24 protein-coding genes and 2 pseudogenes are annotated in these 26,434 nt (G+C 61.2%); 17 read left to right on the forward strand and 9 right to left on the reverse strand.

Annotation, left to right across the window (positions count from 1 at the left end; translation table 11 throughout):
- Position 1: 1 nt before the first annotated feature.
- A complete protein-coding gene (locus NBE95_RS20685; protein WP_289896743.1) occupies positions 2-877 on the reverse strand; it encodes a hypothetical protein in 876 nt (291 codons plus the stop codon).
- Positions 878-981: 104 nt separating this feature from the next.
- Between NBE95_RS20685 and ssb the strand changes: the two genes are divergently transcribed.
- From ssb to NBE95_RS20740, 11 genes are all read left to right on the forward strand, one after another.
- Positions 982-1,530, forward strand: coding sequence for a single-stranded DNA-binding protein (ssb, locus tag NBE95_RS20690; RefSeq protein WP_289896744.1), 549 nt, complete (start codon positions 982-984; stop codon positions 1,528-1,530).
- A gap of 15 nt (positions 1,531-1,545) precedes the next feature.
- Positions 1,546-3,843 carry a DNA topoisomerase gene (locus tag NBE95_RS20695; RefSeq protein WP_289896745.1) on the forward strand — a complete coding sequence of 766 codons (2,298 nt, stop codon included), beginning with the start codon at positions 1,546-1,548 and terminating at the stop codon, positions 3,841-3,843.
- On the forward strand, positions 3,843-4,235 hold the full coding sequence (locus NBE95_RS20700; RefSeq protein ID WP_289896746.1) for an SPOR domain-containing protein: 393 nt from the start codon (positions 3,843-3,845) through the stop codon (positions 4,233-4,235). Before NBE95_RS20695 ends, NBE95_RS20700 begins: the two co-directional genes overlap by 1 nt.
- Before the next feature lie 32 nt (positions 4,236-4,267).
- Positions 4,268-5,437 (forward strand): protelomerase family protein, encoded by a 1,170-nt coding sequence (locus tag NBE95_RS20705; protein WP_289896747.1) that lies wholly within the window; start codon positions 4,268-4,270, stop codon positions 5,435-5,437.
- Between the two features lie 6 nt (positions 5,438-5,443).
- Complete coding sequence (gene nrdH / locus NBE95_RS20710) at positions 5,444-5,671, forward strand: glutaredoxin-like protein NrdH (RefSeq protein WP_289896748.1); 228 nt, start codon at positions 5,444-5,446, stop codon at positions 5,669-5,671.
- Positions 5,668-6,045, forward strand: a complete 378-nt coding sequence (locus NBE95_RS20715; protein WP_289896749.1) for a hypothetical protein — start codon at positions 5,668-5,670, stop codon at positions 6,043-6,045. Before nrdH ends, NBE95_RS20715 begins: the two co-directional genes overlap by 4 nt.
- Before the next feature lie 117 nt (positions 6,046-6,162).
- Entirely contained in the window at positions 6,163-6,705 is a 543-nt protein-coding gene (locus NBE95_RS20720) for an NYN domain-containing protein (protein ID WP_289896766.1), read from the forward strand.
- Between the two features lie 247 nt (positions 6,706-6,952).
- A complete protein-coding gene (locus tag NBE95_RS20725; protein ID WP_289896750.1) occupies positions 6,953-7,252 on the forward strand; it encodes a hypothetical protein in 300 nt (99 codons plus the stop codon).
- Between the two features lie 17 nt (positions 7,253-7,269).
- Complete coding sequence (locus tag NBE95_RS20730) at positions 7,270-8,904, forward strand: hypothetical protein (protein WP_289896751.1); 1,635 nt, start codon at positions 7,270-7,272, stop codon at positions 8,902-8,904.
- Positions 8,905-8,949: 45 nt separating this feature from the next.
- Complete coding sequence (locus tag NBE95_RS20735; RefSeq protein ID WP_289896752.1) at positions 8,950-9,366, forward strand: hypothetical protein; 417 nt, start codon at positions 8,950-8,952, stop codon at positions 9,364-9,366.
- A gap of 290 nt (positions 9,367-9,656) precedes the next feature.
- On the forward strand, positions 9,657-11,015 hold the full coding sequence (locus NBE95_RS20740; protein ID WP_108437546.1) for an ISKra4 family transposase: 1,359 nt from the start codon (positions 9,657-9,659) through the stop codon (positions 11,013-11,015).
- Here NBE95_RS20740 and NBE95_RS20745 read toward each other — a convergent pair.
- Positions 10,983-11,420, reverse strand: a pseudogene (locus tag NBE95_RS20745) (ABC transporter ATP-binding protein); the annotation flags it as partial. The gene NBE95_RS20740 and the pseudogene NBE95_RS20745 overlap by 33 nt on opposite strands.
- A gap of 156 nt (positions 11,421-11,576) precedes the next feature.
- Here NBE95_RS20745 and NBE95_RS20750 point away from each other — a divergent pair.
- The 3 genes from NBE95_RS20750 (at position 11,577) to NBE95_RS20760 (ending at position 13,904) form a co-directional block, all read left to right on the forward strand.
- Positions 11,577-11,888 (forward strand): transposase, encoded by a 312-nt coding sequence (locus NBE95_RS20750; protein WP_289894912.1) that lies wholly within the window; start codon positions 11,577-11,579, stop codon positions 11,886-11,888.
- A gap of 11 nt (positions 11,889-11,899) precedes the next feature.
- Positions 11,900-12,229: an IS66 family insertion sequence element accessory protein TnpB gene (gene tnpB, locus NBE95_RS20755; protein ID WP_289894913.1), complete on the forward strand. Its 330-nt coding sequence runs from the start codon at positions 11,900-11,902 to the stop codon at positions 12,227-12,229.
- A gap of 85 nt (positions 12,230-12,314) precedes the next feature.
- Entirely contained in the window at positions 12,315-13,904 is a 1,590-nt protein-coding gene (locus tag NBE95_RS20760) for an IS66 family transposase (protein ID WP_289894914.1), read from the forward strand.
- Here NBE95_RS20760 and NBE95_RS20765 read toward each other — a convergent pair.
- The 4 genes from NBE95_RS20765 to NBE95_RS20780 all read right to left on the reverse strand — a co-directional run bounded on the left by NBE95_RS20765 (position 13,879) and on the right by NBE95_RS20780 (position 19,115).
- The gene (locus NBE95_RS20765) at positions 13,879-14,115 is read right to left on the reverse strand and encodes an ATP-binding cassette domain-containing protein (protein ID WP_289896754.1); all 237 of its coding nucleotides are present in this window, start codon (positions 14,113-14,115) and stop codon (positions 13,879-13,881) included. The two genes, NBE95_RS20760 and NBE95_RS20765, sit on opposite strands and share 26 nt — an antisense overlap.
- Positions 14,115-16,175 (reverse strand): hydantoinase/oxoprolinase family protein, encoded by a 2,061-nt coding sequence (locus NBE95_RS20770; RefSeq protein ID WP_289896755.1) that lies wholly within the window; start codon positions 16,173-16,175, stop codon positions 14,115-14,117. Before NBE95_RS20770 ends, NBE95_RS20765 begins: the two co-directional genes overlap by 1 nt.
- On the reverse strand, positions 16,176-17,864 hold the full coding sequence (locus NBE95_RS20775; RefSeq protein WP_289896756.1) for a hydantoinase B/oxoprolinase family protein: 1,689 nt from the start codon (positions 17,862-17,864) through the stop codon (positions 16,176-16,178). It lies immediately after the preceding gene.
- Between the two features lie 126 nt (positions 17,865-17,990).
- On the reverse strand, positions 17,991-19,115 hold the full coding sequence (locus NBE95_RS20780) for a LuxR C-terminal-related transcriptional regulator (protein ID WP_289896757.1): 1,125 nt from the start codon (positions 19,113-19,115) through the stop codon (positions 17,991-17,993).
- On the opposite strand from NBE95_RS20780, the gene NBE95_RS20785 reads away from it, so the two are divergent.
- Positions 19,114-20,469, forward strand: a complete 1,356-nt coding sequence (locus NBE95_RS20785) for an IS1380-like element IS1247 family transposase (protein ID WP_078527637.1) — start codon at positions 19,114-19,116, stop codon at positions 20,467-20,469. The two genes, NBE95_RS20780 and NBE95_RS20785, sit on opposite strands and share 2 nt — an antisense overlap.
- Here the strand turns inward: NBE95_RS20785 and NBE95_RS20790 are convergent.
- From NBE95_RS20790 to NBE95_RS20800, 3 genes are all read right to left on the reverse strand, one after another.
- Positions 20,458-21,234, reverse strand: a complete 777-nt coding sequence (locus NBE95_RS20790) for a DUF4123 domain-containing protein (protein ID WP_289896637.1) — start codon at positions 21,232-21,234, stop codon at positions 20,458-20,460. The genes NBE95_RS20785 and NBE95_RS20790 overlap by 12 nt on opposite strands.
- Before the next feature lie 176 nt (positions 21,235-21,410).
- Entirely contained in the window at positions 21,411-22,877 is a 1,467-nt protein-coding gene (locus NBE95_RS20795) for an APC family permease (protein WP_289896638.1), read from the reverse strand.
- A 226-nt stretch (positions 22,878-23,103) separates the two neighbouring features.
- A complete protein-coding gene (locus NBE95_RS20800) occupies positions 23,104-24,621 on the reverse strand; it encodes an MFS transporter (protein ID WP_289896639.1) in 1,518 nt (505 codons plus the stop codon).
- Between the two features lie 83 nt (positions 24,622-24,704).
- Between NBE95_RS20800 and NBE95_RS20805 the strand changes: the two are divergent.
- Together NBE95_RS20805 and NBE95_RS20810 are read left to right on the forward strand one after the other, a co-directional pair.
- A pseudogene (locus NBE95_RS20805) lies at positions 24,705-24,842 on the forward strand (TetR family transcriptional regulator); the annotation flags it as partial.
- Positions 24,843-24,937: 95 nt separating this feature from the next.
- Positions 24,938-26,293, forward strand: coding sequence for an IS1380-like element IS1247 family transposase (locus NBE95_RS20810; RefSeq protein WP_078527637.1), 1,356 nt, complete (start codon positions 24,938-24,940; stop codon positions 26,291-26,293).
- Positions 26,294-26,434: the final 141 nt, after the last annotated feature.

Here is a 26,434-nt window from a genome sequence, read left to right on the forward strand (position 1 = left end):
CTCACACCGCCTCTCTCGCGATCTGTGCAACCGCGATGAACTGCCTGTAGGTGTCGGTGCGGGTGATCGATCGATAGCGGCGCAGGCCCGTAGCGGTGTGGTTTCCGGCCCATAGCATCCGCCAGTTGGTAACTGCGTCCAGGCGTCGGCCTTCCAGGATGAAACGGTGGTGCCGGTTCTCTGAAAGATCGACCTGAATATCAGCCCGTTCATGGGGTGGATCGCCTGCAAGGCTGATCCGGGCCTTGAAGCCCGCAGCCCGCAGCGCCGCCAGCATGTTCGGGATCGAGCGCTTTTCTGCGAGCACGTCTTCCGGCAGAGGGACGCGCTTGCGGCGCTCGGCCGGAGCGGGATCGAAGTCTTGCGGTCTCGGCCGTTTGAAAAGCGAGGGCGATGCGACATCCGCGATCCACAGGTCGCGCATGGTCGGCGGGGCGTTCGAGATCAGCGAGAACCGGCCTTCAGCCAGCAACCAGGCGCGCTTCGACTGAGCCAACCGGATTTCGTCGCCCAGATCGTTGAACTGGTAGATCAACTCGTCTCGGCGCTTCTTGTTCGCCTCGGCTGCAATGGCCCGTGCCAGCAGGCCCAGGCGATACTCGTAGTCGTCTCGGGTGCGGGGGGCACGGCCGGGGAATGGATCTCCGCGTAGCCTGGCTTTCTTCTCTGCATTGATCTCGTCTTTCGTGGCAAGCAGACGGATTTCATCCACGAGTTGGAGATCAAGTGGGCCTTCAACACGCCCCATGGGCGAGCCGTCGCGGACATGGAGGAAGTTCATTCCTGCAATGTGCTGGTAGTTGCCCTGCATGACGGTGCCGTCTGCCAGCACGATGCGCAGCAAATCCTGATGCGTATAGCTCTCGAAGGATGGCATTTGATGCTCTCTCATCCATAAATTGACAACTTGTATTTAGATTGAAATATGGCCTAGAGTGGGATACTCTGCAAGCCGTCAACCGATCCAAGGAGTTCCTGCGAATGCTCAACATCAACGAAACCCGCCTGATGGGCCGACTGGCAGATGATCCGGTCTTCGCGACGGCGCCGAATGGCCGCGAATACATGCGGGTCCGCGTCCTCACGAGCAAAAGCTATAAGGACGAGAACGGCCAGTGGCAGGAACGAACGACCGGGCACAACGTCACGACATTCGACCGCTATCGCATCCAGCATGGCCGGGATCGGCTGCGCAAAGGGATGCCGGTCTATGTCGAGGGTGAGAACGTCGAAAGCAGCAAGCGCGACGACCAGACCGGCAAGGTCAACTATTTCCGGGGTGTATTGGTCCCGATTGGAGGGAAGCTGCACTTCCTGGATACCGGAAGGGCCGGGGACGGGGGCAATGGCGACGAGGGTGCGGATCGCGCCAGTCGCCAGACGCAGGGCGGGCCGCAGGGCGGCAGCTCCAAGGGCAAGTCAGGAGGCAAGAGCAAGAACGCTGCTGGCAATGTTCCTGACGGCCCGCCCATCGACGGAAAGAACCCCCTCGATCAGCACGATTACTACGACGACGAAATTCCGTTCTAGAACAGGGGCGACACCATGAAATCCATCGTGCTGTGCGAAAAGCCGTCCCAGGCCCGCAACGTGCAGGCTGCGGTCGGCAACCGCTTTGGTCGGGTGATCGGCCTACGGGGGCACATCATCCGCCTGGCAGACCCCGAAGAGGTCAACCCGGAATGGAAGAAATGGAGCTGCGATCTGCTCCGGCCGGAGAGCGGCTTCTATCCCTTTGCGGAGGATCGCACGGGCGGCAAGGATAAGCTCTTGCGCGAGATTCGCAACGAGTTGAAGGACGCGCAGCGCGTCATCATCGCCACCGACTGCGACCGTGAAGGTCAGGCAATCGGGGAAAACCTGACCCGTTATCTGAAATTTCGGGGTGAGGTCTATCGGGCGATGTTCAATGCAGAGGACGAAGCCTCGTTGCGTGAGGCTTTTGCCAACCTGCGGCCGAACAAGGAATACCTCCGGCTCTACCAGGCCGCTGTGGCACGGGCGCAGGTCGATCAGATCGCAAATCTGTCGGCCACCCGCGCCGCGACGGTGGTGCTCAAGCCTGACGGAATGAGGGGGGCCGTGGGAATGGGGCGCGTCAAGACGCCCACCATGGCAATTGTCTGCAAGCGGCAAATCGAGATCGATGGTTTCACGCCGCGTTCGTATTGGGATCTCTGGCTCGATGTCGCCCATGGAGGCGATACGGTTCATCTGACGCACAAGCCCGGCGAAGAAGACCGGCTGTTCGATCAATCGGAAGCCGAGACCATCATTGGTGGGGTGCGCAACTGGTCCGGCCCGGTGTCGGTTTCGCGGGAGGAAAAGCGTCAGGCCCCGCCGAAGCTCAACGATCTTCCGACGCTTCAAATTCGGGCCTCGCGCTGGGGCTGGACGGCAAAGAAGACCCTCGACGTGGCCCAGGCACTCTACGAGACGCACAAGATCACGACCTACCCACGGGCCGAGAACCGCTATCTGCCGGAGGTCGAGATCGCGAATGCCCCTGCCATGCTGGCTGGGTTATCGGGTCTGGGTAAGCTCGGCGTGAGCTACCAGACACCCGTAATCCGCAAGGGAAAAGCCGGGCACTTCTCGGATAAGGCTCTCGAAGGATCGTCGCACCATGCCATCGTGCCCAACATCAAGACCGTCAATGATTGGGAGGCGATTTACGACCGGCTGAGCACCGATGAGGGGCGGTTGTTCGACTATATCGCTCGGACCTATTTGGCAGCGGTAGGGCCGGACAGGATCTATGATCGCACCGAGATTTCCATGTCCGCTGGTGAGCGGAAGTTCTCGGCCGTGGGGATTGTCGAGAAGGTGGCAGGCTGGCGCGAGGCCATGGGGGCGAGCGCGGCCGAGCAGGAGGAAGACGGCGAAGAATATCCCGCTCTGCCGCAATGGGCAGACGGTGCGCAGGCAACCGCCCAGGACGCTGGGCTTGATGCCAAGGTGACGAAACCGCCCTCGTTCTACACCGAAGGCTCCCTGATTAAGGCGATGCAGGAGGCGTGGCGGTTTGCGGATGATCCGGCCATGGCCGAGCGCCTGAAAGAGGCAAAGGGGATCGGCACCCCGGCAACGAGGGACAGCATCATCGCTGGGCTTATCAAGCAGGGATTTCTTGTCTCTAACAAAGGCAAGCTGACTGCATCGCCGTTGGCGCTGGGCCTGTATGGCGAGCTGATGAAAGAGTGCCCGGAATGGCTCGATCCTGCGGCAACTGCCGAAATGGAAATGGCTCTCGATGCGATCCTGCGGGGCGAAGCCGATCCGCGTCAGGTGATTGATGACATCCTGCTGAAAGCCCAGAAGCTGCTGGATGCAATGAAGCGCCGCGCTAACGGCGAAGGGGCGCTGAAGGTAGACGTGAAGCAGCCACCCAGCCCGAAGCTGCTGGCCGCAGCGCGGGCTAAGGCCAAGCGTGAGGGGGTCCGATTGCCGACCGGCGCGACCTCGGATGCCAGGATCTGCAAGGATTTCCTCGGGCCGATGCCGGAAGGCAACCAGCCGTCAGAACCTCAACTTAACTTTGCCCGAAAGATTGCCGAGGCGATGGGCACGGCGCTGCCCGATGATGTTGCCGCAGATCGCAGGAAGCTGTCTGCGTGGATCGATGCGAATGCGCAGAACGCGCCGCAGAAGGATCGCGACGACACAGCCACGCCCGCGCAGATCAACGCGGCCGAAAGAATCGCCCAGGCGAAGGGAATCGACGTTCCTCCCGAAGCCATGAAGTCGAAGGCTTTGCTTTCCAAATGGATAGACGCGAACGGAAGCAAATCGGGGAAGGCAAGTGGTGGAAAAGGGCGGAAAACCACGAGGAAGAAAGGGTGATGACCATGATCCGGCATTCTCTCCTGGCTGCGTCTGTGCTGCTCACGTTGGCCCCTGCCGTCGCGCAGGCCCAGGGTATGGAGTGGGACAAGCTGCCAGAGCCTAAGCACCTGTCGCGGGTGCTGGATGCAGGCTCCTTCCTTGGTAACAATACTGCAAGCCCAGCGCGCGCCGGTGCGCGATATGCCCAAGTCGGTGCATTCCAACGCCGCGAAAGTGCCAACACACATGTCGAACGGATCAAGGCAGCAGGGCTTATTGCTGTGATCGGCCGCGAAGGGGCACTGCACCTGGTCCTGATGCCGGAAACGGAGCGCAACAGGGCTGACACGCTGGCTGCGTGGGCACGTCGATCTGGCTACCCGGATGCTTATGTGCGGGTTGTAAGGTAATTATGATATATACCGCAAATATACCTTGCCAGGTGGTGAAGGCTGTTTTATATTTACCTGAACAGTCGCACCAGGAGGTTTGGGATATGGGCCGTGGACGTTACCCTCTCGCGAAGAAAATCGCAGAGTTCACCCAGCACGTTGAAGTGATGGTTGGCCAGCAGGGCTGGCAAGGGCGGCTGACCGCCTCGTGGAACGCCAAGCAGGAAGAGTTCGCGGATAAGACCCTCGGGTCTCGCAAGCTCTACATCGTCAAGTTCCGCAATTCGATCAAGGAATGGTTCGCCAGCCTGCCAGCTGACGATCCGCGCCGTGCTTTGGAAGGCAAGGTGCTCGAAGTGATTACCTTCCCAGATGGTATGACAGAGACGCTGACCCGTGATTACAACAGGGCCGTAAAATCGCGGGCTGAAAATCTTGTGCTGATCCGAAACCCGGATGAGCTGGTTGCGGCTTTCGTTGAATGGCTGCAAAGCACGGATATGCGCCAGAAGGCGCTAGGGGTTATGGCCCTGACGGGTCGGCGGTTTATCGAGGTCGTGAAGACTGGCGTTTTTCGCCCGGTGGTGGAAAAGCTGCCGAAGGGCACGGCCCGCCTGAAATACGTTCTGGAATTTGAGGGACAGGCCAAGACCCGCGAAGCCGAAGGCTCGATGCACGGCGTCAGCTACCGGATTCCTGTCATTCCGGCCGGGAAGGTGGACACGGTTCCGATGGTGCTCAAGGCGATGGAAGAGATCCGCGCCTCGAAGCTGGGTGAGCGCTGGCAGAACTTCGACTATGTGGATCTCAATGCGGGCGAGAGCGGGCGGTTTAACGGCCAGCTGCGCGGCTCGCTCAGCCAAATCGAAGGCATGACTGACGAAGTGCTGGGCAAGCTGTCGGTCAAGTGGCTCCGGGCACTATATGCCGAGCTGGCCTATGCTCGCTTTGGGGCACTGCGGAAAACCAAGTCGGCCTTCTTTGCCCAGATCCTCGGCCATGCCGAGGACGATCTTAAAACCTCGCTTTCCTACATGGTTCTCGCCATTGGCGACGACGAAACCGAGCTTGAAAAGGCCAAGACCGAAGTGCAGCGGCTGCTGGACGCTGTGCGTAAGCAGATGGCCGAAGATCGAGCCAGGGCGAGGGCAGCAGGTGTTGCTGATGATGAGGACGAAGATGACGAAGATGTCGTGATCGACAATGAGGACATGGATTGAGGGAAAATGACTGTGACCGTTTATAGCAAGCCCAACTGTGTGCAATGCACCGCTACCACGCGAGCCTTGGAGGCGAAGGGCATTCCATACGAACTGATCGACCTGACCGAGGATGCGGAGGCTTATGCTTTCGTGGTCACGTTGGGCTACCGGCAAGCCCCTGTCGTGGTTGCGGAAGATAAGCATTGGGCCGGGTTCCAGCCCAGCAAGATCGAAGCGTTGGAGGGGCCATGATTTTCCCATCGATCTTTCTGTGGGTCGGGTATGCCATCGCGGGGCTGGCTGCGACATGCTCGTTGCTCATTGCGCTCATGGGGTTCTGGCAGTTGCTCAAGTTGGGTCCGAACCTTTCCAGTGCTGTGCGGGCTTTCATGGGCGGCGCTTTCATGACGATATTTTGGGGCTATGCCCTGATGGATTGGCTTCCGGCTTGGGGGGAGCAGATTGCCGAAACAGAGCGCGAGCAGGAGGCGCATTGGGCGCGTGAACGTGAGGCGCTCGATGCGACCTATGCCGCTTCCCGTGAGCGCCGCAGGAGCAAAATCCAAGGCTGCGTGGATGCCGGGGGGCAGTGGATCGAGGATAGCTGCTTCACGCCTGCACACTGATTTTCTCGCAGCTGCGGCCCCGACGCGGGCCGTAGCGCCGGACAATCAGAACACCTTTGAGGGCGAAATATGAATGAACACGCGAAAAGGAGCAGCAACCGCTTCGAGCTGAGTGATTTGTTTTTCAGGGGCGAGCGGACAGCATTGTTCATCGACGGGGCCAATCTTTATGGCGCTGCCAAGGGATTGGGGTTTGACATCGACTTTAGGCTATTGCGTCAGGAGTTTGGACGCTGCGGCAAAATGATCCGCGCCTACTATTACACCGCGATCTTGGAGAATGACGACTATTCGGCTCTTCGGCCGCTGACCGATTGGCTGGTATATAATGGATACACTCTGATCTCGAAGCCAGCTCGTGAATATACGGATGGGTTCGGGCGACGGAAAATCAAGGGAAACATGGATGTCGAGCTGACGGTGGATGCCCTGGAACTGGCTCCCCGGATCGAACATGCAGTCTTGTTTTCTGGCGATGGCGATTTCCGGCCGCTGGTCGAGGCGTTGCAGCGCCAGGGCGTCCGCGTGACGGTCGTTTCGACAATGTTGACCCAGCCGACCATGGTTTCAGACGACCTGCGGCGGCAGGCGGACCACTTCATCGAGCTGGATTTCCTGCGGCAGGTCATCGGCCGACCGCCGCGCGAGCACGCTGCATAGGAAAGGACAGGATATGCGATACGTTTGTGTTTCGCCCATGACGGGTCAGATCGCCGGACCTCGAAAGGCAGCAATTGCCTTGCGAGCTGGTGACGAGATCAGGGAGCTTGATGATGGGCGCTTCTCCCTTGTGACGATCCGAACGGTGACGCTGTTCCCACCTACGGTCTCGGTAGCGAGCCAGGTGTTCACACTCGCGGAGCACGACCGCGCTCGTCTCGACCCCTTGCCGAGTTGAGGCCCAACCATGAGCGACAGCTATCCCGAGGCGCGGCGGTTCTTCGACCGTCATATTCTTCAGACGATGGCAGAGCGTGGTGGTTCCTTCGGACACACAGAGACGTTCTTCCCGATCCGAACCTTCACCAATGAGTGGTTGCCAAAAGAGATGGCCCGAGGGCTTTTGCGCGACCTGGCACAGCGGGGCTACTGCCAGTTCCGGTGCGGTCTGTTCACCGAAGATGGGGAGGTCGCAGGGGCAGGGTATGGGATCACCAATGTCGGTCTTGCCTATTACCGCGAGCTGATGCCCGCGCCAGATAACTGATTTCCAGGAACAGAGACATGCTTCTTCGCTTCAACGATGTGCCCCGTGATGCCACAACGCTCGATGAAACGGGCTTCCTCGACCGGAAGGACGCCCCGAGGGTGGCCGAACTGATCGGCCGTCAAGCGGCTGTCGAGGCGGCTTACAAGAGAACCGGCGCAAAGGCGGTCCAGTCGGCCATTCAAGGCCAGCCGCGCGCCCTGCTGGGCGCAATCGTCTTTTCTGGTGGCGAAGAGGATGATGACATCTTTCTTCGCCGCATGGCCGAACGCTGGGAATCCGATTTTCTGCCTGGCTATGCGCGACATGAGCATTATGAAATCCTGTGGCATCACCTAAATTGGGGTGCAGCGCACGAGCTGCGCTTCTTCCTTCCTCTGTGGAATAAGGCCGATCAGGCCCTGTTGCCTGTGCCCAGGGCAATGATCGATCGATCCGAGCTTTGGACTCGTGTGCAGGCACTCACCTTCGGCCTGAAAGACCCCTTCCCGCGCTATCGGTCGGGCATCCGGCCGGATTTTCACCTGGCCGAACGGGGGCCGAATAAGGGTCTCCGTTCGGCGCTGACAGCCTATGTCGAGGACGCTGTGATGGCGGGCGAACTGCGGTCGCGCCGTGAGGTAATTGCGGACCTGGGCAAGATCGGTTTTGAAGTCGCCAAGGAAGATCCTCAAGCGCTGACGGTGCGGTATGTCGGTGAGAGCGAGGATCTTGCACAGAAGGCAAAAAGGCCGGTGGTGCTGTCCGGCCCGGCGTTTGGCGAGGGGTTTGGCCGGATCGATGATCCCAAGATTGTCGAACTGGAAGATACCGTGAAGGAAGGCGTGGCCCGCCTGCGGGCTGAAGCCAGGGCGCAATCCGAAAAGCTCGCTCCAGGGGTTGAGCAGGCCATCCACGACGCTGCACAGCGTCACGTCGCGGACGCCATGGGAAAAGTGGATCAAGGACTGGAGACGCGCTTCAGCAGCTTCCAGGAGCGCGCTGCGCTGTTGGTATCTGAAAAACAATCTGAACTCGCGGATGATGTGAAGGCACTTGAGGCAAGCGCAGACACCGTGCGCCGGAATCTCAATGAGAAACTGGTGGATTTCCAGAAGGTCGCGCGGGAAAGCAAAGATGTGCTGGTCGAGGAAACCGGCCGCGACCTGGCCGCAGCGGTCGAGGTGGTAAAGCTGTTCCAGAAGAAGCTCGATGCAGCGCAGGCCCAACTGGACGAGCAGGGAGCCAGTAAGGATGCCCTCATCAAAAAGTTGTCCTATGGCCTGGCGGCGGCGGGCGTCATCGCGGTGTTGTTGTTGGTGCCTACGCTCTATTTTTCAATCGGGGGCGCCCGGCTGGTGGCCGAGGTCAAAGCGGCCTCGGCCGAGATTTCGGACCAACAGGCGAGCCTGTCAGTGCTTTCGCGACAGACGAGCGAAGAGGTCGAGCAGCACCGCGCTGCGCTTACCCACGCCGTCGAACTGCAAAACCAGGTCCAGGAGGCCCTGCAAGGGATGGCGCAGAGTCTGACCATCTTGGGTGATGCCGTTCGCATCGAGCAGAAGGCCGATGGCACCAATGCGCTGACGATCTACACGCGGAAAATTCCGACCATACGCAACTGCGACCGGCAAGCTGGCTGTGTTGCGCGAGTGGACACCCGCTCGAATTGATGAAGGGGGGCGAAGGGGATGATGGCTGCGGATGCTCAACTTTCCATGTTCGATTTGTTCCGGCCCGCGCCACTCTTTCGCGCGGTCGATCCTGATGGGATGGTCATCACAGAGCGCATTCACACGGTCCTGCGCCTTTCCCACCCGCGCCAGAAACAGCACGATCTCGCGAGGATCGAGATTCATCCGCATGAGAGCTATTGGATGTGGGCGACTGCCTTCAGCATCGAACTTGGAGGTAGCGGATACCGGGTTGGTCCGAAGTGGGGCCATTTCGCGTCCTCAATGGAGGACGCGATCTATTGGGCTGTTCGCGAGTTGCAAAAGGGCGTTTCCCGATATGGCCCGTCGAAGGGCCGCGCGGCCATAGAGCGCTGGCTGGCGCTCTATGAGCCGGTCAACTGGCAACCTGGTCCGACAATTTCGGCCAGCGTGAGGGGATGTAGGAAAGCGGATAAATGAATTGGCGTCGGCTATTTCTGCTACTGCTTCGCGTCGAGGTGACGTTCACGCCGCAAGCTGAACTGATCCGGTCGAGGCCCTGCATCGTGGTGTGCAACCACCAGAGCCTTGTCGATGGTGTCGTGTTTGCCTTGGCGGCTCCGGTGAGCATGGATTATGCGGTCACGCCCCGATATGCGCTTGAGAGCGCCCTGACGCGCCGTGGGCTGGATTTCCTGGTTCGCTGTGGGGAGTGGGCAAAACTTGGGGGTGTCTGTGTATGTTGGTGGTTCATTGAGAAGGGAACTGCCATGGAAGTGCGGATTATTGTCGAGACGACCTTTGAGAACGGAACCACAAAGAGGCATCGTCTCGGCCGTTTGTCCCGCCCGTTTCGACGCACGCAGCCTGAGGGGTTCGGGTTGTTGCTCGAAGATGCGAAGACGATCCTGGGGCAATTGCAAAGTGCGATCCTGCACGACCAGATCGAGGAAATTTCCGAAGCCAGCCGGATCTGCCCGGACTGCGACGGGGTCCGGGCTATACATGATTATCGGTCGCGGGTGCTCGACACACTCTTCGGCAGGTTCGAGGTCAAAGCGCCGCGCATTCGGCGTTGCGCCTGCAATGCAAAATCCGATGTTGTCTTGGGCGGACCGCTTTCGCCTCTCGCTCACTTTTTCCCGGATCGATCGACCCCGGAACTGCGACGCCTTCAAGCCGAACTTGGAGCGCGTCATTCCTTTCGGGAAGCGGTGCGTATTCTGGAAACCTTTCTGCCTTGCGCGAAGCAGGTGAACACATCGGTGCGCAATCGACTGGGCAAAGTTGCCCGGGAAATCTGCGACAGCGAGCAGAATGAGCCGCTGGTTCCTTCAGCCGCCGAAGAGGCGCCTGCGCTGACGGTTTTCCTGGACGGTGCGCATATCCGATGCAGGCCGGAATATCAGAAGCGACACCTCGATGTTGTGGTCGGTAAAATTGAAGGCCACGATAGGTGCCGTCGCTTCGGCTTGGTGCAACAGGCGGTCCTGTCACCTGCCAGTCAGCTTCGCCAGCACTTGAGGGCTCTCGGTTGGGATCACGAACAAACCGTCACGGTAATTTCGGACGGGGAACCAGCCCTGCCAAACCTCGTCCGCAATGCCGTCGATGGAAAGGTCCGCCACATCCTCGACTGGTGGCATATCTCGATGCGTATTCAGCACGTCGAGAACGCCGTAAAAGGCCTGCTGCAGAGCAGGGGTTTCTCCGGCATTCCAGTGTTGTTCAAACGTCCGGCCGAAACACTGCGATGGTACCTTTGGCATGGGAAAGTTCTAACGGCCACGACCAGTCTGCAATGGTTGATCGTCGATTGCACGCGGCTGAATACAGATGATCGCATGGCGGCTGAAGCAGCCCGACGCGTGCAAGCCCGGTGCCGGGACCTCTATTCCTACCTTGCGAACAACATGGACAGCCTGACCGACTATGGTCGGCGGTACCGCACGGGTTTTCCGATTTCTTCATCCCGGGCAGAGGGCTGCGTGGACGACATCGGGAACACCCGCATGGGCAAGCGCCGCCGCATGAGATGGTCGCCCAATGGAGCCCACCGCGTGGCTGTTGTCCGCGCCGCCGTTCTCGACGGTCGGCTAACCGGAGCCTACCAAAGAGCAGCCGCATGACCCCCAAGTTTTGCCCACTCCCTGCGTTACTAGGACGAAGGTTGCCCCGGTCTTCTTGTGCAGCCGACCGAATTCGTCGCGCATCTGCTGGCGCAAGCGTTCGTCGAGGCCCGTGAGCGGCTCGTCGAGCAACAGGATCCCGGGCTCCATCACTAGCGACCGGGCGAGTGCAACCCGCTGTCGCTGACCGCCGGAAAGAGCTGTGATACCCCGGCTTTGAAAGCCGTCAAGCTCCACCATTTTCAGCGCATCTTGGACTTTCCGTATGCAAGCAGTGCGGTTCTCACCTCGTACCCGCAGGCCGTAGGACACGTTCTGCTCGACCGTCATATGTGGAAACAGCGCAAGATCTTGGAAAACGGTGTTGCAATGCCGCTTGTTTGCCGGAACGTTGGTTACGTCCGCGCCGTCAAAGGTGAGTAAGCGGCAAGGAGACCCCGTGGGTTAGCGGCGTTGCCGGTCCGGGATAGGCTGGTGGCGTTGGTCTGACGCCGGGGTTCCATGTCTACGACTAGTTCTACGCCTATGCCTGCGACTGGTAGCTTACAGTTGGTCGAGGCTGTGATCGAGCGTTTCGACGGAGCTCCGGTTGGGGAGCGCCGCCGGTGGTCGGATGAGTTCAAGGCCCAAGCCGTCGCGGCGGCGCTGGAGCCAGGTGTGAATGTTTCGGCGTTGGCGCGCCGCCTGGGGATTTCGCCGCCGCAGCTGTTCGGATGGCGTAAGGCCTTCCTGAAGAAGCAGAACGCAGACGCCCCGGCGGGTGCGCCAGCGCCCGTGGTGGAGATCGTGGTGGGCGAGGTGATGATCCGCGTCGGCCCGGACCTCAGCGAGGCTGCGTTGCGCCGGATCCTTCGTGCGGTGCGCTCGGCATGATGCCGTCGGGTGTGAAGGTCTATCTGGCCAGCCAGCCGGTAGACTTCCGCAAGGGGCCTGACAGCCTGCTGTCGCTGGTGCGCGATGCTGGCAGTGACCCGTTCAGCGGGGCGCTTTACGTGTTCCGGGCGAAGCGGGCTGACCGGATCAAGATTGTCTGGTGGGATGGCAGCGGGATCTGCCTCTTTGCCAAGCGGCTCGAGAAATCCTCGTTCTGCTGGCCGCGGATCGGGCCTGTCCGGGTGCAACTCAACCATGCCCAGCTCATGGCGTTGCTCGACGGTTTGGATTGGAAACGGGTTCGCCCCGTAGTGGTAAAAGCGCCTGTATTTGCTGGATAACCAGCCTGCGGCAAAGTGAATCACCCCAGCCCGGAATGTCGATCGCCTGAGGCATGGCGCGGCGGGCCGTGCTATCCTGTGCGGCATGCGCACCGATGATCTTTCCCTGCCCGATGACATGGACCTGCTCAAGGCCATGGTCCGCGCCATGGCGGAGAAGACGGCCGTGCTGGAGGACGAGAATGCTGCCCTGAAGGCGCGCAGCCTTGATGCCGACGCGCGGATCAAGCGGCTGATGCAGATCCTGAAGGCCTATGACCGGGCTCGGTTCGGGCGGCGCTCCGAGAAGCTTGGCACCGCTGGGGCTGGTGCTGACGAAGAGGCGCAGCAGGCCTTCGTCTTCGAGGAGATCGAGACCGGCATCGCGGCGCTGAAGGCGCAGACAGGCCAAGGCCGGGCCCCGGGCGAGAAGCGGGCTCCGCGGCCGCGCAAGGGCTTCCCGCCCCATCTCGAGCGGGTCGAGGTGGTGATCGAGCCCGAGGACCTGCCGGAACACGCGGGCAAGCAGAAGGTGCTGATCGGGGAAGACATCTCCGAGCGGCTGGACGTCATCCCGGCGAAGTTCCGTGTCATCGTGACCCGCCGCCCGAAATACGCGCTCAAGGGCTGGGACGGTGTCATCCAGGCGCTTGCGCCGGCCCACATCATCGAAAGCGGCCTGCCGACCGAGGCGCTGCTGGCCCAGATCGCGGTCTCCAAATATGCCGACGGCCTGCCGCTGTTCCGGCAGGAGGGGATTTATGCCCGTGACGGCGTAGAAATCGACCGGCGGCTGATGGCGCAATGGATGGGCCGGGTCGGCTTCGAGTTGGAGATCCTCGCCGCGCATGTGCTGGGCGAGATCCTGAAGGGACCGCGCGTCTTCGCCGATGAGACCAGCCTGCCGACCCTCGCGCCCGGCACCGGCGCTGTGAAGAAGGCCTGGCTCTGGGCCTATGCCCGCGACGACAGCACCTTCGGCGGCAGCGGGCCGCCCATGGTGGCCTATCGCTTCGAGGACAGCCGATCCGGAGAATGCGTTCGTCGGCATCTCGGCGGGTATGGCGGCATTCTTCAGGTCGACGGCTATGCCGCCTACAATCAGCTCGTCCGCAAGGACGGGGGCAATGATGGCCCGCGCCTCGCTGGATGTTGGGCCCATAGCCGGCGGCGCTTCTTTGAGCTCCACACCGCGGGGGACAGCCAGGTCGCCACCACCACGGTCGAGCGCATGGCCGATCTGTGGAAACTCGAAGCCGAGGTGCGCGGCCAGAGCCCCGAGGCCCGCGCCGCCGCGCGACAGGCCATCTCCGCGCCCATCGTCGCCGAGCTGTTCGCCCTCTGGCAACAGACCCTGCCGCGCATCTCGGGCAAATCGAAGCTGGCCGAAGCCATCCGCTACGCCAGCGCCCGGTGCGACATTTTCGAGCGCTTCCTGACCGACGGCCTGATCGAACTCGACTCCAACATCGTCGAGCGCGCCATCCGGCCCCAGACCATCACCCGCAAGAACAGCCTCTTCGCCGGATCGGACGGCGGCGGCCGCACATGGGCCACCATCGCCACCCTCCTGCAGACCTGCAAAATGAACAACGTGGACCCCGCAGCCTGGCTGACACAGACCCTCGAGCGCATCGCCAACCAATGGCCAAGCGCCGAAATCGACGCCCTCATGCCCTGGAACTACACGCCCTGAACGGCATCAGCTTCCCGCTTACAAAGGTGACGCGCCCCGTTGTCGGATGGTCAAACCCGCCGATGATCTTCAGCAGGGTACTCTTGCCGGAACCGGACGATCCGAGCAATGTAAAGAACTCGCCCGCTCTGATGTCGAGGTCAAGCGGCGTAAGAGCGGTCACATCACCGAAGCGACGTCCGAGCCCGTGGAGTCCGATCGCAACGGCCATCAATGCTCTTCCTTCTCATGTATGATGAGGAGACCCCGGTCATTGCGATGAGCCATCTGTCCTTGCAAGATCAGCGTGGTAGATGTCGGCTCCTCAACCAGTGCTGGGCCGTCAACCAAAGCACCCGGCGGAAGTCGATCGCGATCAAACACAACGCACTCGGCCCAGCCATCGCCAGCGCAACGAAACACCGGACGGCTCTCTCGGCGTGCGCTCTCTAGTGTTAGTCCGGCAGAGTTGATCATCGGAGCCGAGATCACTGGGCTTTCCATTTCGGCAGTCATATTTATGCCTGTGATCTCGATTGAGGTATCCGGCAGATCGAAGGAGTACGCTTGTTTGTGAGCCGCATGGAAGCGCGTCGCGATCATCTCTAGACCAAGGTCGCCGTCTAGCGCAGTAGCGACCGAGTGTTCCTGGCCGCGGTATCTCAGCTGCAGCGCTAGGCTATAGCTGAGGTTCTCGGGGCGATCCTTGCCGAAATAATCGATCGCCGCGCGCCGCATTTCGGCGGCCTCATCCTCGATCTCGGGGATCGTATCGGCGCTAAGCTCACGAAACCAAGTCTTGCGCAAGTCAACCCTCGGCTTGGCCGCCAGCATCCCCCAAGCCGAAAATATCCCCGCGTGTGGCGGGATGACCACCCGCTTGGCGTTCAGCTCACGACCGAGACTGGCAGCAAAAAGTGGTCCCATGCCGCCGGTCACAACCAAGGTGAAGTCGCGCGGGTCGTAACCGCGCTGGATCGTCACCAACTTAAGCGCGTTGATCATGTTGGCTTCGGCAATGTCAATTATCGCTTGGGCCGTCTCGTCAACTCCAAGGCCCAACTTCTTTCCCAGAACATCCATAGCTAAACGGGCTGCTTCAACATCAAGCCGAATCTTACCTCCCGCAAAGGCTTGCGGAGCAATCACGCCAGTCAAGAGTTTGGCATCTGTAACAGTCGGCTCGCTGCCTCCAAGGCCGTAACAAACCGGCCCAGGCTTCGAGCCGGCGCTCTCTGGTCCTACCTTAAGTGCGCCAAATTTGTCGACACGCGCAATCGAGCCGCCGCCAGCCCCTATTTCGACGATGTCCACCACGGGAACCTGCACCGGATAGCCTGGTGAAGTGCGGCTCCATTCCAACTTATATTCTGAAAAGACACGCGCTTTGCCGTCGACGATGACCGAACACTTAGCCGTAGTTCCGCCGACATCGAATGCCAGAACATTCGGTTCATCCAAAATCTCGCCGATCCGGACCGCCCCTGCAATCCCACCCGAGGGGCCGGACTCGACGAGATTCAGCGGCGATGCGGCCGCCTGTCGAAACGAGGATACGCCGCCGTTTGATAACATTGCATAGTGGGCGCATCGGACCGCGCCTTCGATAAGCTTGTTCTCGAGCCGCTGGAAGTATCGCGCGATGATGGGCTTCACGTAGGCGTTCAACACTACGGTATTCGACCGCTCAAATTCGCGCCAGAGACCGGAAATCTCGTGGCTGCTGCAAATCGTCAACCCGGGCAGCTCGGCAGTTAGCAGACGGACGCATTCCACTTCGTGCAACGGGTTGGCGTAAGAATTCAAAAAGAGGATGGCGACTGCCTCAACTCCGTCCTCGCGGATTGCCGCCGCCACACGGGCGACGTCGTCTCGGTCGAGAGGTGTATGCACAGAGCCGTCAGAGTCGATGCGTTCGTTTACCTCAAAGCGGAGCGAGCGCTCCACGTAGGGGCGCGGGCTACGAAAGCGAAGGTTATAAAGGTCCGGCCGATTGCCTCGCCCGATCTCCAGAACATCACGAAAGCCACGGGTAGTGACTAGTCCGGTCCTGACACCTTTACGCTCTGTTAGGGCGTTGATCACGGTCGTGCCGCCATGGACGAAGAAGCCAACGTGCTCGGGATCAAGACCGTCCTTCTTGCCCGCGAGTTGGATCGTGTCCATCACTCCGCGGGACTGATCGTCCACTGTCGTTAGGCTCTTGGCCGTGTAGACTTGGCCGGTCGCCTCGTCATAGCCCAAAAGGTCGGTGAATGTACCGCCCACATCGCTGGCCAAACGTATTGCCATTCAAGCCTCCTCATATCCATAGACTCTGCGAGCGTCCTCGACCGTAATCAGTCCCGCGCGCAGATCAGCGACAATTGCTTCGCACTTGCGTTCCGCAGGCGAGCCCCAGCCACCACCACCGCCCGTAATTATCCGGACAATGTCTCCTGTCTTTAGTTGGCGCTTGTTGAGCCGCCCGTAGGACGTGACCTCGCCGGAAGTTGCCTCGATCACCTCGAAACGATTGATCGACCCACTGAGGCCGCCCTCAGCTCCCCAAGGCGGGGTCGTGTTGCGCCCGAAGCTTCCGGTCAGAACCGTACCTTCCGAAAGCACCTCGTATTCTCGTACTACGCCGAAGCCGCCGCGGAACCGACCGGCGCCAACCCCGCCTTCAGTGTTGAAGTCGTAGCGCCTAACCCGCAACGGGAATTTAGCTTCGAGCAACTCGATCGAGTAGTTGTAGGTGTCACCGTCGGTCAGAGAAATTACCGCGTTTGCGCCGTCCTGGTCAGCGCAGGCACCCCAACCGCCGTGGGTCGGCTCGATGTGGATGAATTCCTCCCCTTGGGCAGTGTAGCCGGAGAGATAAATTACACAGAGTGAGGAGTATGATCCTGCCGAGAACCGCTCTGGCATAAAGCGTGCCAGCGCCTTCCACACCAATTCGGATGCCTGAACTGAGCCTTCATAGTACCACCCAGTCGGCGACGGCTTCTCTGCCGTGAAGATGGTCCCCGATGGCGCCCGGACCGTCAATGGGCGGAACCAGCCCTCGTTTGATGGGTCATGCGGCGCAACAAGCGCCTTGAACACTGATTTGACGGCTGATTGCAATGCTCCAAGACCGCAATTGATTGGTCCCATCACGGCCGGCGGGCAGCCGGTGAAATCAACCTCGACACGTTCGCCTTCAATGGTGATCTTCACGCGCACCGGGATCGGCGTTTCCGTTGCGCCGTCGCCATCGATCACGTCGGTCGCCTCATAGATTCCGTCAGGCAGCTGTCGAATTACCGCGCGCGCTCTCCGTGCCGCAGTATTAAGTATCGCGCCGAAGCAACTCCTGATCAACTCCGCCCCGTAGCGGTCGAGCACTTCCTCAAGCCGTTTTTCGGCAATGCGCACTGTGGCGATTTGCGCGTTTAGGTCTCCCATCGCGATTTCCGGCAGTCGGGTATTTTCACGGATGATGCGGACAATCTCCGGGTTGAGAATATCATTGCTTGCAAGCCGGATGCGCGACAGCCTTAAGCCTTCCTGGAAACTGGAATTTGCGTCTGGTGGGAGGCTGCCGGGTACAGCGCCGCCAACATCCACCCAATGCGCAACATTGAGTGCCCACGCCACCAAGTCGCCCCGCCAAAAAATTGGTCGGATTATCGCGAAGTCACAGGCATGAGTGCCCCCATGATAAGGGTCATTGGTGACAAAGATATCGCCAGCATGGATATCGCCCCGGTAGGTGTCGATGACTGAGCGCAGCTGGGTACCGAATGTCCCCGTGAATAACGTGATTCCATTGGTCTGAGCCACAAGCTCCGCATCAGCCGTACAGATGCCACAGGCGAAATCCAGCACCTCGTAAATGACCGGGCTCATGCTTGTTCGCTGCATGACAACGCCCATCTCGTCCACAACCGACAATAGCTTGCCGTGAACGATCTCAAGCGTGACCAGATCAACCCTTTCCCTTGCTTCAACCTGCACGGGCCTACCTCTCCTGTTTAGGGCGGCACTGAGACGTTGTGCCCTGTTACAGAATCAGCTTATCGATTGCCGCTAAGGTTGTTTCCCACCCGTCCGGGTGGGATGGAATGCAAAGTCAAGGAACGTTCAGCCCGAGATGCTTGAGAGGTTGGCACGCTGACGGATCGCTGCAAGAAGCCCCGACGTACGTGCGCGCGTGATTGCCGCTGTGCGGGTCGTAACATCCAGCTTTCGAAAGATGTTAGCGAGATGGTATTTTACTGTATTATCAGTAATTTGTAGTGATCTGGCGATTTCTTTGTTGGCTAACCCCCGCTCAAGGCGAACCAAAACTTCGCTCTCGCTCGGAGTCAGTCGGGCGATCTCGGGAAAAGCCATTTCCGGAATGTGCCTGCCGATCAATGCCACACAGGGGGCAAGACGGCGGAAGACGATGGACGTCGGCTCGATGTCGAGAACGAGCGCATTGAGGAACTGCGCGAGTCCCTTACCCTCCTCGACAAAAGGCAGGCAGTACTGATCAACCCGTTGGCTCAGTGCCAAACGTTCGAGCTCGCCGCGGGCAGGAGCCTGTTCGTCGAGCATAAGAAGTGCTCTCACCTTAAGCAGCGAAAGGCGAATTGATCGCGGCGTATTGCGCGCAATCTCGAGACCGGACAATTGAGCATTGAGTTTATTCAGTGCTGCCTCGGGCTCGCCGCGTACTAGCGCAAGGCGAGCTTCAAGCGTGGCGATGGGCGCGCCGCGTAGATTGACTGGATCCAGCTCGGATTTGCTCCATGGAGCATCGCGCAAAAATTCAATCAGACGGGCAGCCTCGTTTTCCTGCTCGGTCCGCAGGAGCATTTCAATCCTGAGCAGATCGACAAGCCGTAAGAGACGGCGGTAATTTCGTCGATTGGCGACGCTCTCAGTATGACGCAAAATGGAGTCCGCGTCCGCTCCATCAATCAACGCAATCCGCATTCGGGATACCACCAATGATGCAAGCGGATCGAACCAGCTATCGCGATGTCCGAGTTGCTCGAATGCTGAGGATAGAAATGATAGATCAGCTGGGCGATCGCCACCTTCCAAGTTGACCTCTTCCAAGAGCGCGACCGCCATCAAAGTGAGGTCAGATGCTGAACCAAGTTCGCGACGGCACTGTATCAGCCCACATTTCCCAAGTAAGGCGCTGATTTCGCTGTCCTGACCATTATATTTCCTATATAAAACATGGTGTTGAAGGCTGCGAGGGGCGCGTTTCATGGATCACCCAGAGGGTGCGGGCTTGCAACGGGCAGATCGGGTGGATTTCGACCCTCGCGTGCGGCTGGAATTTCGCGGCACGCAGCTCAGTTCCGACGGCGGCCTTCTGGTGATGCGCGAGCTTGATGACGCGCTCGGGTTGTCCGATTTGGCGTCAGCGGCGCTGCGCGATACTCGCTCTGGCAAGAACACGGTCCATCGGCTCGACGGCCTGTTCCGGCAATCAGTCTTTGGGCGGCTGGCCGGATACGAGGATGTCAACGACGCCAACCGTCTCGCCTGCGATCCGGTCATGCGCCAAGTTGTCGGCGGCAGAGCGGTCGATGCACAAGCGGCCTCGGCATCGCAGATGGGACGGTTCGAGACCGAGACGCTGGCTCTGGCCGGGAACCGTGCCGCGCTGGCCGACCTGAACGGGCAATGGATCGACCGGTTCCATGACCGTAACGGGCTGAAGTACATCGTTCTGGACATGGACAGCTCGGTCAGCCCGACCCATGGCGACCAGGAAGGGTCCGCCTGGAATGGCCATTTCGACTGTAGCTGCTATCACCCCAACTTTCTGTTCAACCAGTTCGGGATGCTGGAACGCTGCGCCCTGCGCCATGGCAACGTCCACAGCGCCGATGGCTGGCGTGATGTTCTCGACCCCGTCATTGCGCGCTACGCGGAGCGCGACCTTGGTGGCAGGTTCTTCCGGGCCGATGCTGCCTACGCGATCCCGGCGATCTATGAGCGATTGGAAGAAGCGCGGTTCTTCTACGCCATCCGGCTGCCCGCAAACGCGGTCCTCAAGGACAAGATCGCGCATCGGCTAACGCGCCCTGTCGGGCGGCCGTCACTGACCAAGGTCAAGCGGTTCTTCGAGGAATTCGAGTATCAGGCGGCGTCCTGGGACAAGGAACGCCGGGTGATCGCCAAGATCGAATGGCATCCGGGCGAACTGTTCCCGCGTGTCGGCTTCATCGTCACCAACCTGCCGATGGAGCCGGACTGGGTGGTGCGGTTCTACAACCAGCGCGGCACCGCCGAGCAGCACATCAAAGAGGGCAAATACGCCTTTCGCTGGACGCGGCTGTCGTGCCGGAAGTTCCGCGACAATGAGGTGCGGCTGCAACTGCACGCCCTGGCGTACAACCTGGCCACCTTCTTGCACTGCATCGAGCTGCCCGAGGCCATGGCCGACTGGTCGTTGACCAGCCTGCAACTGAAGCTGATCAAGATCGGGGCACGTGTGGTCCGTCACGCCCGCACCATCACCTTCCAGCTGGCCGAGGTCGCTGTCACCGGCACGATGGTACGCGCCATCCTCGCCGCTATCCGCCGATTGCGAGCGCCACCGCTATGCGCATGATCGCGATCCACGCTCAAACTGAACGAAAGCGGCTGGACAGATCTGTCCGCTCAGCCAGGTGATCATGCGCGTGGTGAAGCTTTCCAGCCGCGCCAGTTTCAGCGCCTGCCTGTCCTGCACGCGCAGCAGAAGCGCGCGGCGGGGGGCCAGATCATCGGGCTGTGCGGGCGGCGTCCAGATCAGCATCTGGCCGTCCTGCGGGCCACGCATCATCATCGGGCCGCTGCGCAACAGACGCGCCCGCATCTCTTCCGAGCCATGGGTCAGCAGGTGGCGCGCGTAAAGCGGGTCGCAAAAGCGCAGATAGAACCACTCGCCCTGTTCATCGCAGAGCCGCGTTAGCTTGCGCAGATGGGCGCGCACCTCTTGCAGGGGCAGGGGCGAGCGCAGGAACACCCCCGCCTCGGCATCCCACAGGTCGCGATGCGCATCGCCCCGGGTGAAAAGGCTGCGGGTGAAGTCATTGCCCTCGGCCAGTTCCACCAGCCAGGGCGCGGTATCGGCCAGATCCTCGGCCGTGGTGCCGTCAAACAGGCAGGCGTGCGGCAGGCCGGATTGGCGCAGGCGCTCGGGCAGGAAGCGGATGCGGGCGGCGTCGAGCAGCGCAAAGCTGCGCTGAGCCGGATCGCCAAAGAGCCATGGATGCAGGGCGTCAGGGACCGTCGGGCGGGGCCAGACCCCGATCTGCCGCGCCAGAGGCTGAACCCCTTCAAGGGTGGTTTTCTGCGGCGCGGATCGCGGCTGGGGATCGTCAGAGACTGGCAATAACCACGGATCGAACATAGGCGGCACCGGCTGAAAAACTGGCGTCACTATGGCGTTCAAGCTGTTGAATGACCAGCCCGAAGCGATGTGACGCGGGGAAAACTCCGGCACTCGGGAGGCGAGAATTTAGCGCCGAGGGGGCGGCTTGCCCCCTCGGTCCAGATCAGTTGCGGGTATCAGTTGCGGGTGGAGTCGCCGTGATGCGCGGCCAGATCCTCGACATTCTCAAGATAGCCCGCCGCATGGCGGTGGCTCGCGCGGTTCCAGATCCAGGTCACCACCCACAGCACGACACCGACCGCCAGCAGCCATCCGGCAATGCGGTACTGCTCCATCTGCGCGGCGCTGCGCGCCCAGGGCCCGGCCAGAAAGGCGCAGGTCAGCGCGCCGATCCAGGGCAGGATGCCGGGGGTGCGGAAATGCTCATGCGAGACCGGCTGACGGCGCAGCACCAGCAGCGCGATGTTCACCACCGTGAAGACGCACAGCAACAGCAGCGCGGTCGTGCCACCCAGAAGGCTGATCGCCGGGGTCTCGGAGCGGGTGACCACGAAATAGATCAGCCCGAAGGCCAGAGCCGTGGTGAAGGCGATCGAGACATAGGGCGTGCGCCGCGTCGGATGCACAAGGCCAAGCCCATGCGGCAGGACCCGCTGCCGCGCCAGCCCGTAAAGCAACCGGCTGGCCATCAGCATATTGATCAGCGCCGAGTTCGCCACTGCGAACATGCCGATGAAGGGGAAGATCTTGTCGAAGGGGAAGTTCGGTGCCCCGGCCCGCACCACCTGCGTCAACGCCGATCCTTTGCTCGGGTCCGAGAGATCGCCCACCGGCACCAGCGCCACCGCGCAGATCGAGACCAGCACATAGATGACCCCGGTGACGCCCAGCCCGGTCAACATGATCTTCGGGAAGATCCGGACGGGGTCCTTGACCTCCTCGGCCATGTTCACCGAATCTTCGAACCCGACCATGGCGAAGAAGGCCAGCGCCGTGGCGGCGGTCAGGGCCAGAAAGGCGCCCTTGTCCTCGGAAGATTTGAAGACCATCACCTCGGAGAAATCGGCGCGGCCCTGGCTCATGGCGTAAAAGCCGATCATGATGATCATCAGAAGGCCCGAAAGCTCGACGCAGGTCAGCACGACGTTGGCCTTGACGCTTTCGCCGACGCCCCGGAAGTTGATGATCGCGACCAGCGCCATGAAGCCCAAAGCGATGGTCAGGATGCCGGTGCCGCCCGCCTGAAAGCCCAGGTGGAAGCCGTCGTTCACGAAGCCCGCAAAGGCGTTCGACGCGGTCGAGGCTGAGGTGATGCCCGAGCACATGACGGTGAAGGCGACCAGAAAGGTCAGGAAGTGGATGCCGAAGGCGCGATGCGTGTAAAGCGCAGCGCCTGCGGCCTGTGGGTATTTGGTGACCAGCTCCAGATATGAGAGCGCGGTGATCGTGGCCACCAGAAAGGCGATCAGGAACGGAGCCCATGCCGCGCCGCCGACCTCGCCCGCGACGGTGCCGGTCAGGGCATAGACCCCGGTTCCCAGAATGTCTCCGATGATGAAAAGCAGAAGTAGCTTCGGGCCCATGACCCGGTGCAGTTCCGGTTGTGCTGGCACCGATCCGGTTGCCGGCTGCGTTCCCGCCATGTCGGTTCCTCCCTCTTGGCGTTCACAATGGAGTTATTGTGCGAGCCATGGGGCAATCCGCGCAAGGATCATGGCGCAGCATAGGCAATCACGCGCATGGGGCGGATGCGGGGCCGTTCCGGTGCTTTGGCATTAAATCTGCCGACTACAGTAGATTATCGGAAAGTTCTCGAAACAACCTGAGGTACGGGCGTCGAGCCGCTGCGGGGCCTCCCGCAGCGGTCGATCACATTCCGGGCTGCTGCGACGAGGCCGAATTGAGCGCCGCGACGGGCTTTCCGCTGCGTTTCCAGACGATCAGCGACGCCGCCAGAAGCATCACGATGGCGGCGAAAGTCACCCAGACGAAGGCGTGATCGAAGGCGAGCCGTGCGTATTGAAGAAGCTCGGCCGCCTGATCGGCGGGCAGGGTCTCGGCGTGGATCATCGCCTCATCCAGACTGTCGCGCGCGGCGGCGCTGAGCGGGACCGAGTCCGGCACATGCAGGAAGAAGGTGTAGAGCGCCGAGAACAGGCTGCCGAGGATCGCCACGCCAAGCGCACCCCCCAGCTCATAGGAGACCTCCTCGACCGAGGCGGCCATGCCTGCGCGATCCTCGGGTGCCGACAGCATGATGGCGCTGGAGGCGGCGGTCATGCAGGCCCCGATGGCGAAGCCCATCACCGCCAGCGCGCCCAGCCAGATCGCGGCCGCGGCTTGATAGCTGAGAAGATAGCCCGCAAGCCCCAGTCCGGCGACCAGAAGCGTCAGCCAGATCATCCGCTCGGTCCCCAGACGCGACAGCATTAGCCCGGCAATCGGACCGGCAAAGAAGGCCGCCAGCGGCAGGGGCAGGTTCAACAGCCCCGCGTAAAGCGGCGAATGCCCCAGCACCAGCTGCATGCGTTGGGTAAAGACCAACTCGAACCCGATCAGCGTGCCCGCGGCGACCAGCGCCGCAATCACCCCCGCCGTGAAGCGCGGAATGGCGAACAGCGAAAAGTCGATCAGGGGATGGGCGCTGGCCAGCTGTCTGCGGACGAACAGCACCATGGCGATCAGGCCGATGGCGAAGACCAGCGCGGCCTCACCCCAGGCGGGATCGCGTTTGGCGATTTCCTTGATCGCATAGACCAGCCCGACCAGACCCACCATCACCTGCAATGAGCCGATGAGGTCCCAGGGCCGGTCCTTCACCCCCTCGCGATAGGGCAGCAGCAGAGGCACCAGCACCAGCGCGACCAGCACCACCGGCACGTTGATCAGGAAGACCGAGCCCCACCAGAAATACTCCAGAAGGATGCCGCCGATCACCGGCCCGATGGCCGCGCCGCCCGAGGCGACGGCCGCCCAGATGCCGATGGCGAAGGCGCGCTCATCCTCATCGGTGAAGGTCAGGCGGATCAGTGACAATGTGGCGGGCATCATCATTGCCGCGCCCACGGCCATCGCCACCCGCGCGCCGATCAGCGCCTGCGGCGACCAGGCAAAGGCCGCCATGGTCGAGGCCAAGCCGAAGACCGCCAGCCCCAGCATGAACATCCGGCGGTGGCCGAAGCGGTCGCCCAGCGTGCCCAAGCCCGGCAGCAGGCCCGCGACGACCAGAGGATAGGCGTTCACGATCCACAGCTTCTGGTTCGCCGTCGCGCCCAGATCATGCGTCAGCCGAGGCAGCGCCGTGTAAAGCACCGTCATGTCGATGACGATGAGGAACAGGGCGCTTGAGATGACGGCAAGGGCCAACCAGCGGTTGCGAGCGGGCATCGGGACCTCATGAAGTGAAGAAGCGGCTTTGACAAACTTGCGGAAAGGAATAAATACGCCCGTACTGAAATGGAAGGGTGAAAATGTCGGGACGTCCCAGAACGATCGACCGCGACAAGGTGCTGGACGCGGCCGAGGCGATTGTCAGCCGTGTCGGAGCCTCGGGTCTGACCTTCGAGGCAGTGGCGCGCGCCGCCGGGATCACCAAGGGCGGCGTCCAATCCCACATTTCCCAAGTAAGGCGCTGATTTCGCTGTCCTGACCATTATATTTCCTATATAAAACATGGTGTTGAAGGCTGCGAGGGGCGCGTTTCATGGATCACCCAGAGGGTGCGGGCTTGCAACGGGCAGATCGGGTGGATTTCGACCCTCGCGTGCGGCTGGAATTTCGCGGCACGCAGCTCAGTTCCGACGGCGGCCTTCTGGTGATGCGCGAGCTTGATGACGCGCTCGGGTTGTCCGATTTGGCGTCAGCGGCGCTGCGCGATACTCGCTCTGGCAAGAACACGGTCCATCGGCTCGACGGCCTGTTCCGGCAATCAGTCTTTGGGCGGCTGGCCGGATACGAGGATGTCAACGACGCCAACCGTCTCGCCTGCGATCCGGTCATGCGCCAAGTTGTCGGCGGCAGAGCGGTCGATGCACAAGCGGCCTCGGCATCGCAGATGGGACGGTTCGAGACCGAGACGCTGGCTCTGGCCGGGAACCGTGCCGCGCTGGCCGACCTGAACGGGCAATGGATCGACCGGTTCCATGACCGTAACGGGCTGAAGTACATCGTTCTGGACATGGACAGCTCGGTCAGCCCGACCCATGGCGACCAGGAAGGGTCCGCCTGGAATGGCCATTTCGACTGTAGCTGCTATCACCCCAACTTTCTGTTCAACCAGTTCGGGATGCTGGAACGCTGCGCCCTGCGCCATGGCAACGTCCACAGCGCCGATGGCTGGCGTGATGTTCTCGACCCCGTCATTGCGCGCTACGCGGAGCGCGACCTTGGTGGCAGGTTCTTCCGGGCCGATGCTGCCTACGCGATCCCGGCGATCTATGAGCGATTGGAAGAAGCGCGGTTCTTCTACGCCATCCGGCTGCCCGCAAACGCGGTCCTCAAGGACAAGATCGCGCATCGGCTAACGCGCCCTGTCGGGCGGCCGTCACTGACCAAGGTCAAGCGGTTCTTCGAGGAATTCGAGTATCAGGCGGCGTCCTGGGACAAGGAACGCCGGGTGATCGCCAAGATCGAATGGCATCCGGGCGAACTGTTCCCGCGTGTCGGCTTCATCGTCACCAACCTGCCGATGGAGCCGGACTGGGTGGTGCGGTTCTACAACCAGCGCGGCACCGCCGAGCAGCACATCAAAGAGGGCAAATACGCCTTTCGCTGGACGCGGCTGTCGTGCCGGAAGTTCCGCGACAATGAGGTGCGGCTGCAACTGCACGCCCTGGCGTACAACCTGGCCACCTTCTTGCACTGCATCGAGCTGCCCGAGGCCATGGCCGACTGGTCGTTGACCAGCCTGCAACTGAAGCTGATCAAGATCGGGGCACGTGTGGTCCGTCACGCCCGCACCATCACCTTCCAGCTGGCCGAGGTCGCTGTCACCGGCACGATGGTACGCGCCATCCTCGCCGCTATCCGCCGATTGCGAGCGCCACCGCTATGCGCATGATCGCGATCCACGCTCAAACTGAACGAAAGCGGCTGGACAGATCTGTCCGCTGCGCTGAAAAACGCCGCCCCTGGGCAAGGAAACAGCGGCTTCGCGGTCTGATCCGTCCAGATCCAGCAGTCTGCGCGACCGCAGGTGCCG

The sequence above is a fragment of the Paracoccus sp. TOH genome (assembly GCF_030388245.1).
Lineage (GTDB): Bacteria > Pseudomonadota > Alphaproteobacteria > Rhodobacterales > Rhodobacteraceae > Paracoccus > Paracoccus simplex.

Bases quoted from the DNA above. Each gene is read 5' to 3' on its own strand.
- NBE95_RS20785 (WP_078527637.1), top strand. From the start codon at position 19,114: ATGGATCACCCAGAGGGTGCGGGCTTGCAACGGGCAGATCGGGTGGAT.
- NBE95_RS20700 (WP_289896746.1), top strand. From the start codon at position 3,843: ATGACCATGATCCGGCATTCTCTCCTGGCTGCGTCTGTGCTGCTCACG.
- NBE95_RS20800 (WP_289896639.1), bottom strand. From the start codon at position 24,621: ATGCCCGCTCGCAACCGCTGGTTGGCCCTTGCCGTCATCTCAAGCGCC.
- NBE95_RS20730 (WP_289896751.1), top strand. From the start codon at position 7,270: ATGCTTCTTCGCTTCAACGATGTGCCCCGTGATGCCACAACGCTCGAT.
- NBE95_RS20765 (WP_289896754.1), bottom strand. From the start codon at position 14,115: ATGGCCGTTGCGATCGGACTCCACGGGCTCGGACGTCGCTTCGGTGAT.
- NBE95_RS20810 (WP_078527637.1), top strand. From the start codon at position 24,938: ATGGATCACCCAGAGGGTGCGGGCTTGCAACGGGCAGATCGGGTGGAT.
- ssb (WP_289896744.1), top strand. From the start codon at position 982: ATGCTCAACATCAACGAAACCCGCCTGATGGGCCGACTGGCAGATGAT.
- nrdH (WP_289896748.1), top strand. From the start codon at position 5,444: ATGACTGTGACCGTTTATAGCAAGCCCAACTGTGTGCAATGCACCGCT.
- NBE95_RS20780 (WP_289896757.1), bottom strand. From the start codon at position 19,115: ATGAAACGCGCCCCTCGCAGCCTTCAACACCATGTTTTATATAGGAAA.
- NBE95_RS20695 (WP_289896745.1), top strand. From the start codon at position 1,546: ATGAAATCCATCGTGCTGTGCGAAAAGCCGTCCCAGGCCCGCAACGTG.
- NBE95_RS20735 (WP_289896752.1), top strand. From the start codon at position 8,950: ATGTTCGATTTGTTCCGGCCCGCGCCACTCTTTCGCGCGGTCGATCCT.
- NBE95_RS20685 (WP_289896743.1), bottom strand. From the start codon at position 877: ATGCCATCCTTCGAGAGCTATACGCATCAGGATTTGCTGCGCATCGTG.
- NBE95_RS20715 (WP_289896749.1), top strand. From the start codon at position 5,668: ATGATTTTCCCATCGATCTTTCTGTGGGTCGGGTATGCCATCGCGGGG.
- NBE95_RS20770 (WP_289896755.1), bottom strand. From the start codon at position 16,175: ATGGCAATACGTTTGGCCAGCGATGTGGGCGGTACATTCACCGACCTT.
- NBE95_RS20760 (WP_289894914.1), top strand. From the start codon at position 12,315: ATGCGCACCGATGATCTTTCCCTGCCCGATGACATGGACCTGCTCAAG.
- NBE95_RS20740 (WP_108437546.1), top strand. From the start codon at position 9,657: ATGGAAGTGCGGATTATTGTCGAGACGACCTTTGAGAACGGAACCACA.
- NBE95_RS20725 (WP_289896750.1), top strand. From the start codon at position 6,953: ATGAGCGACAGCTATCCCGAGGCGCGGCGGTTCTTCGACCGTCATATT.
- NBE95_RS20795 (WP_289896638.1), bottom strand. From the start codon at position 22,877: ATGGCGGGAACGCAGCCGGCAACCGGATCGGTGCCAGCACAACCGGAA.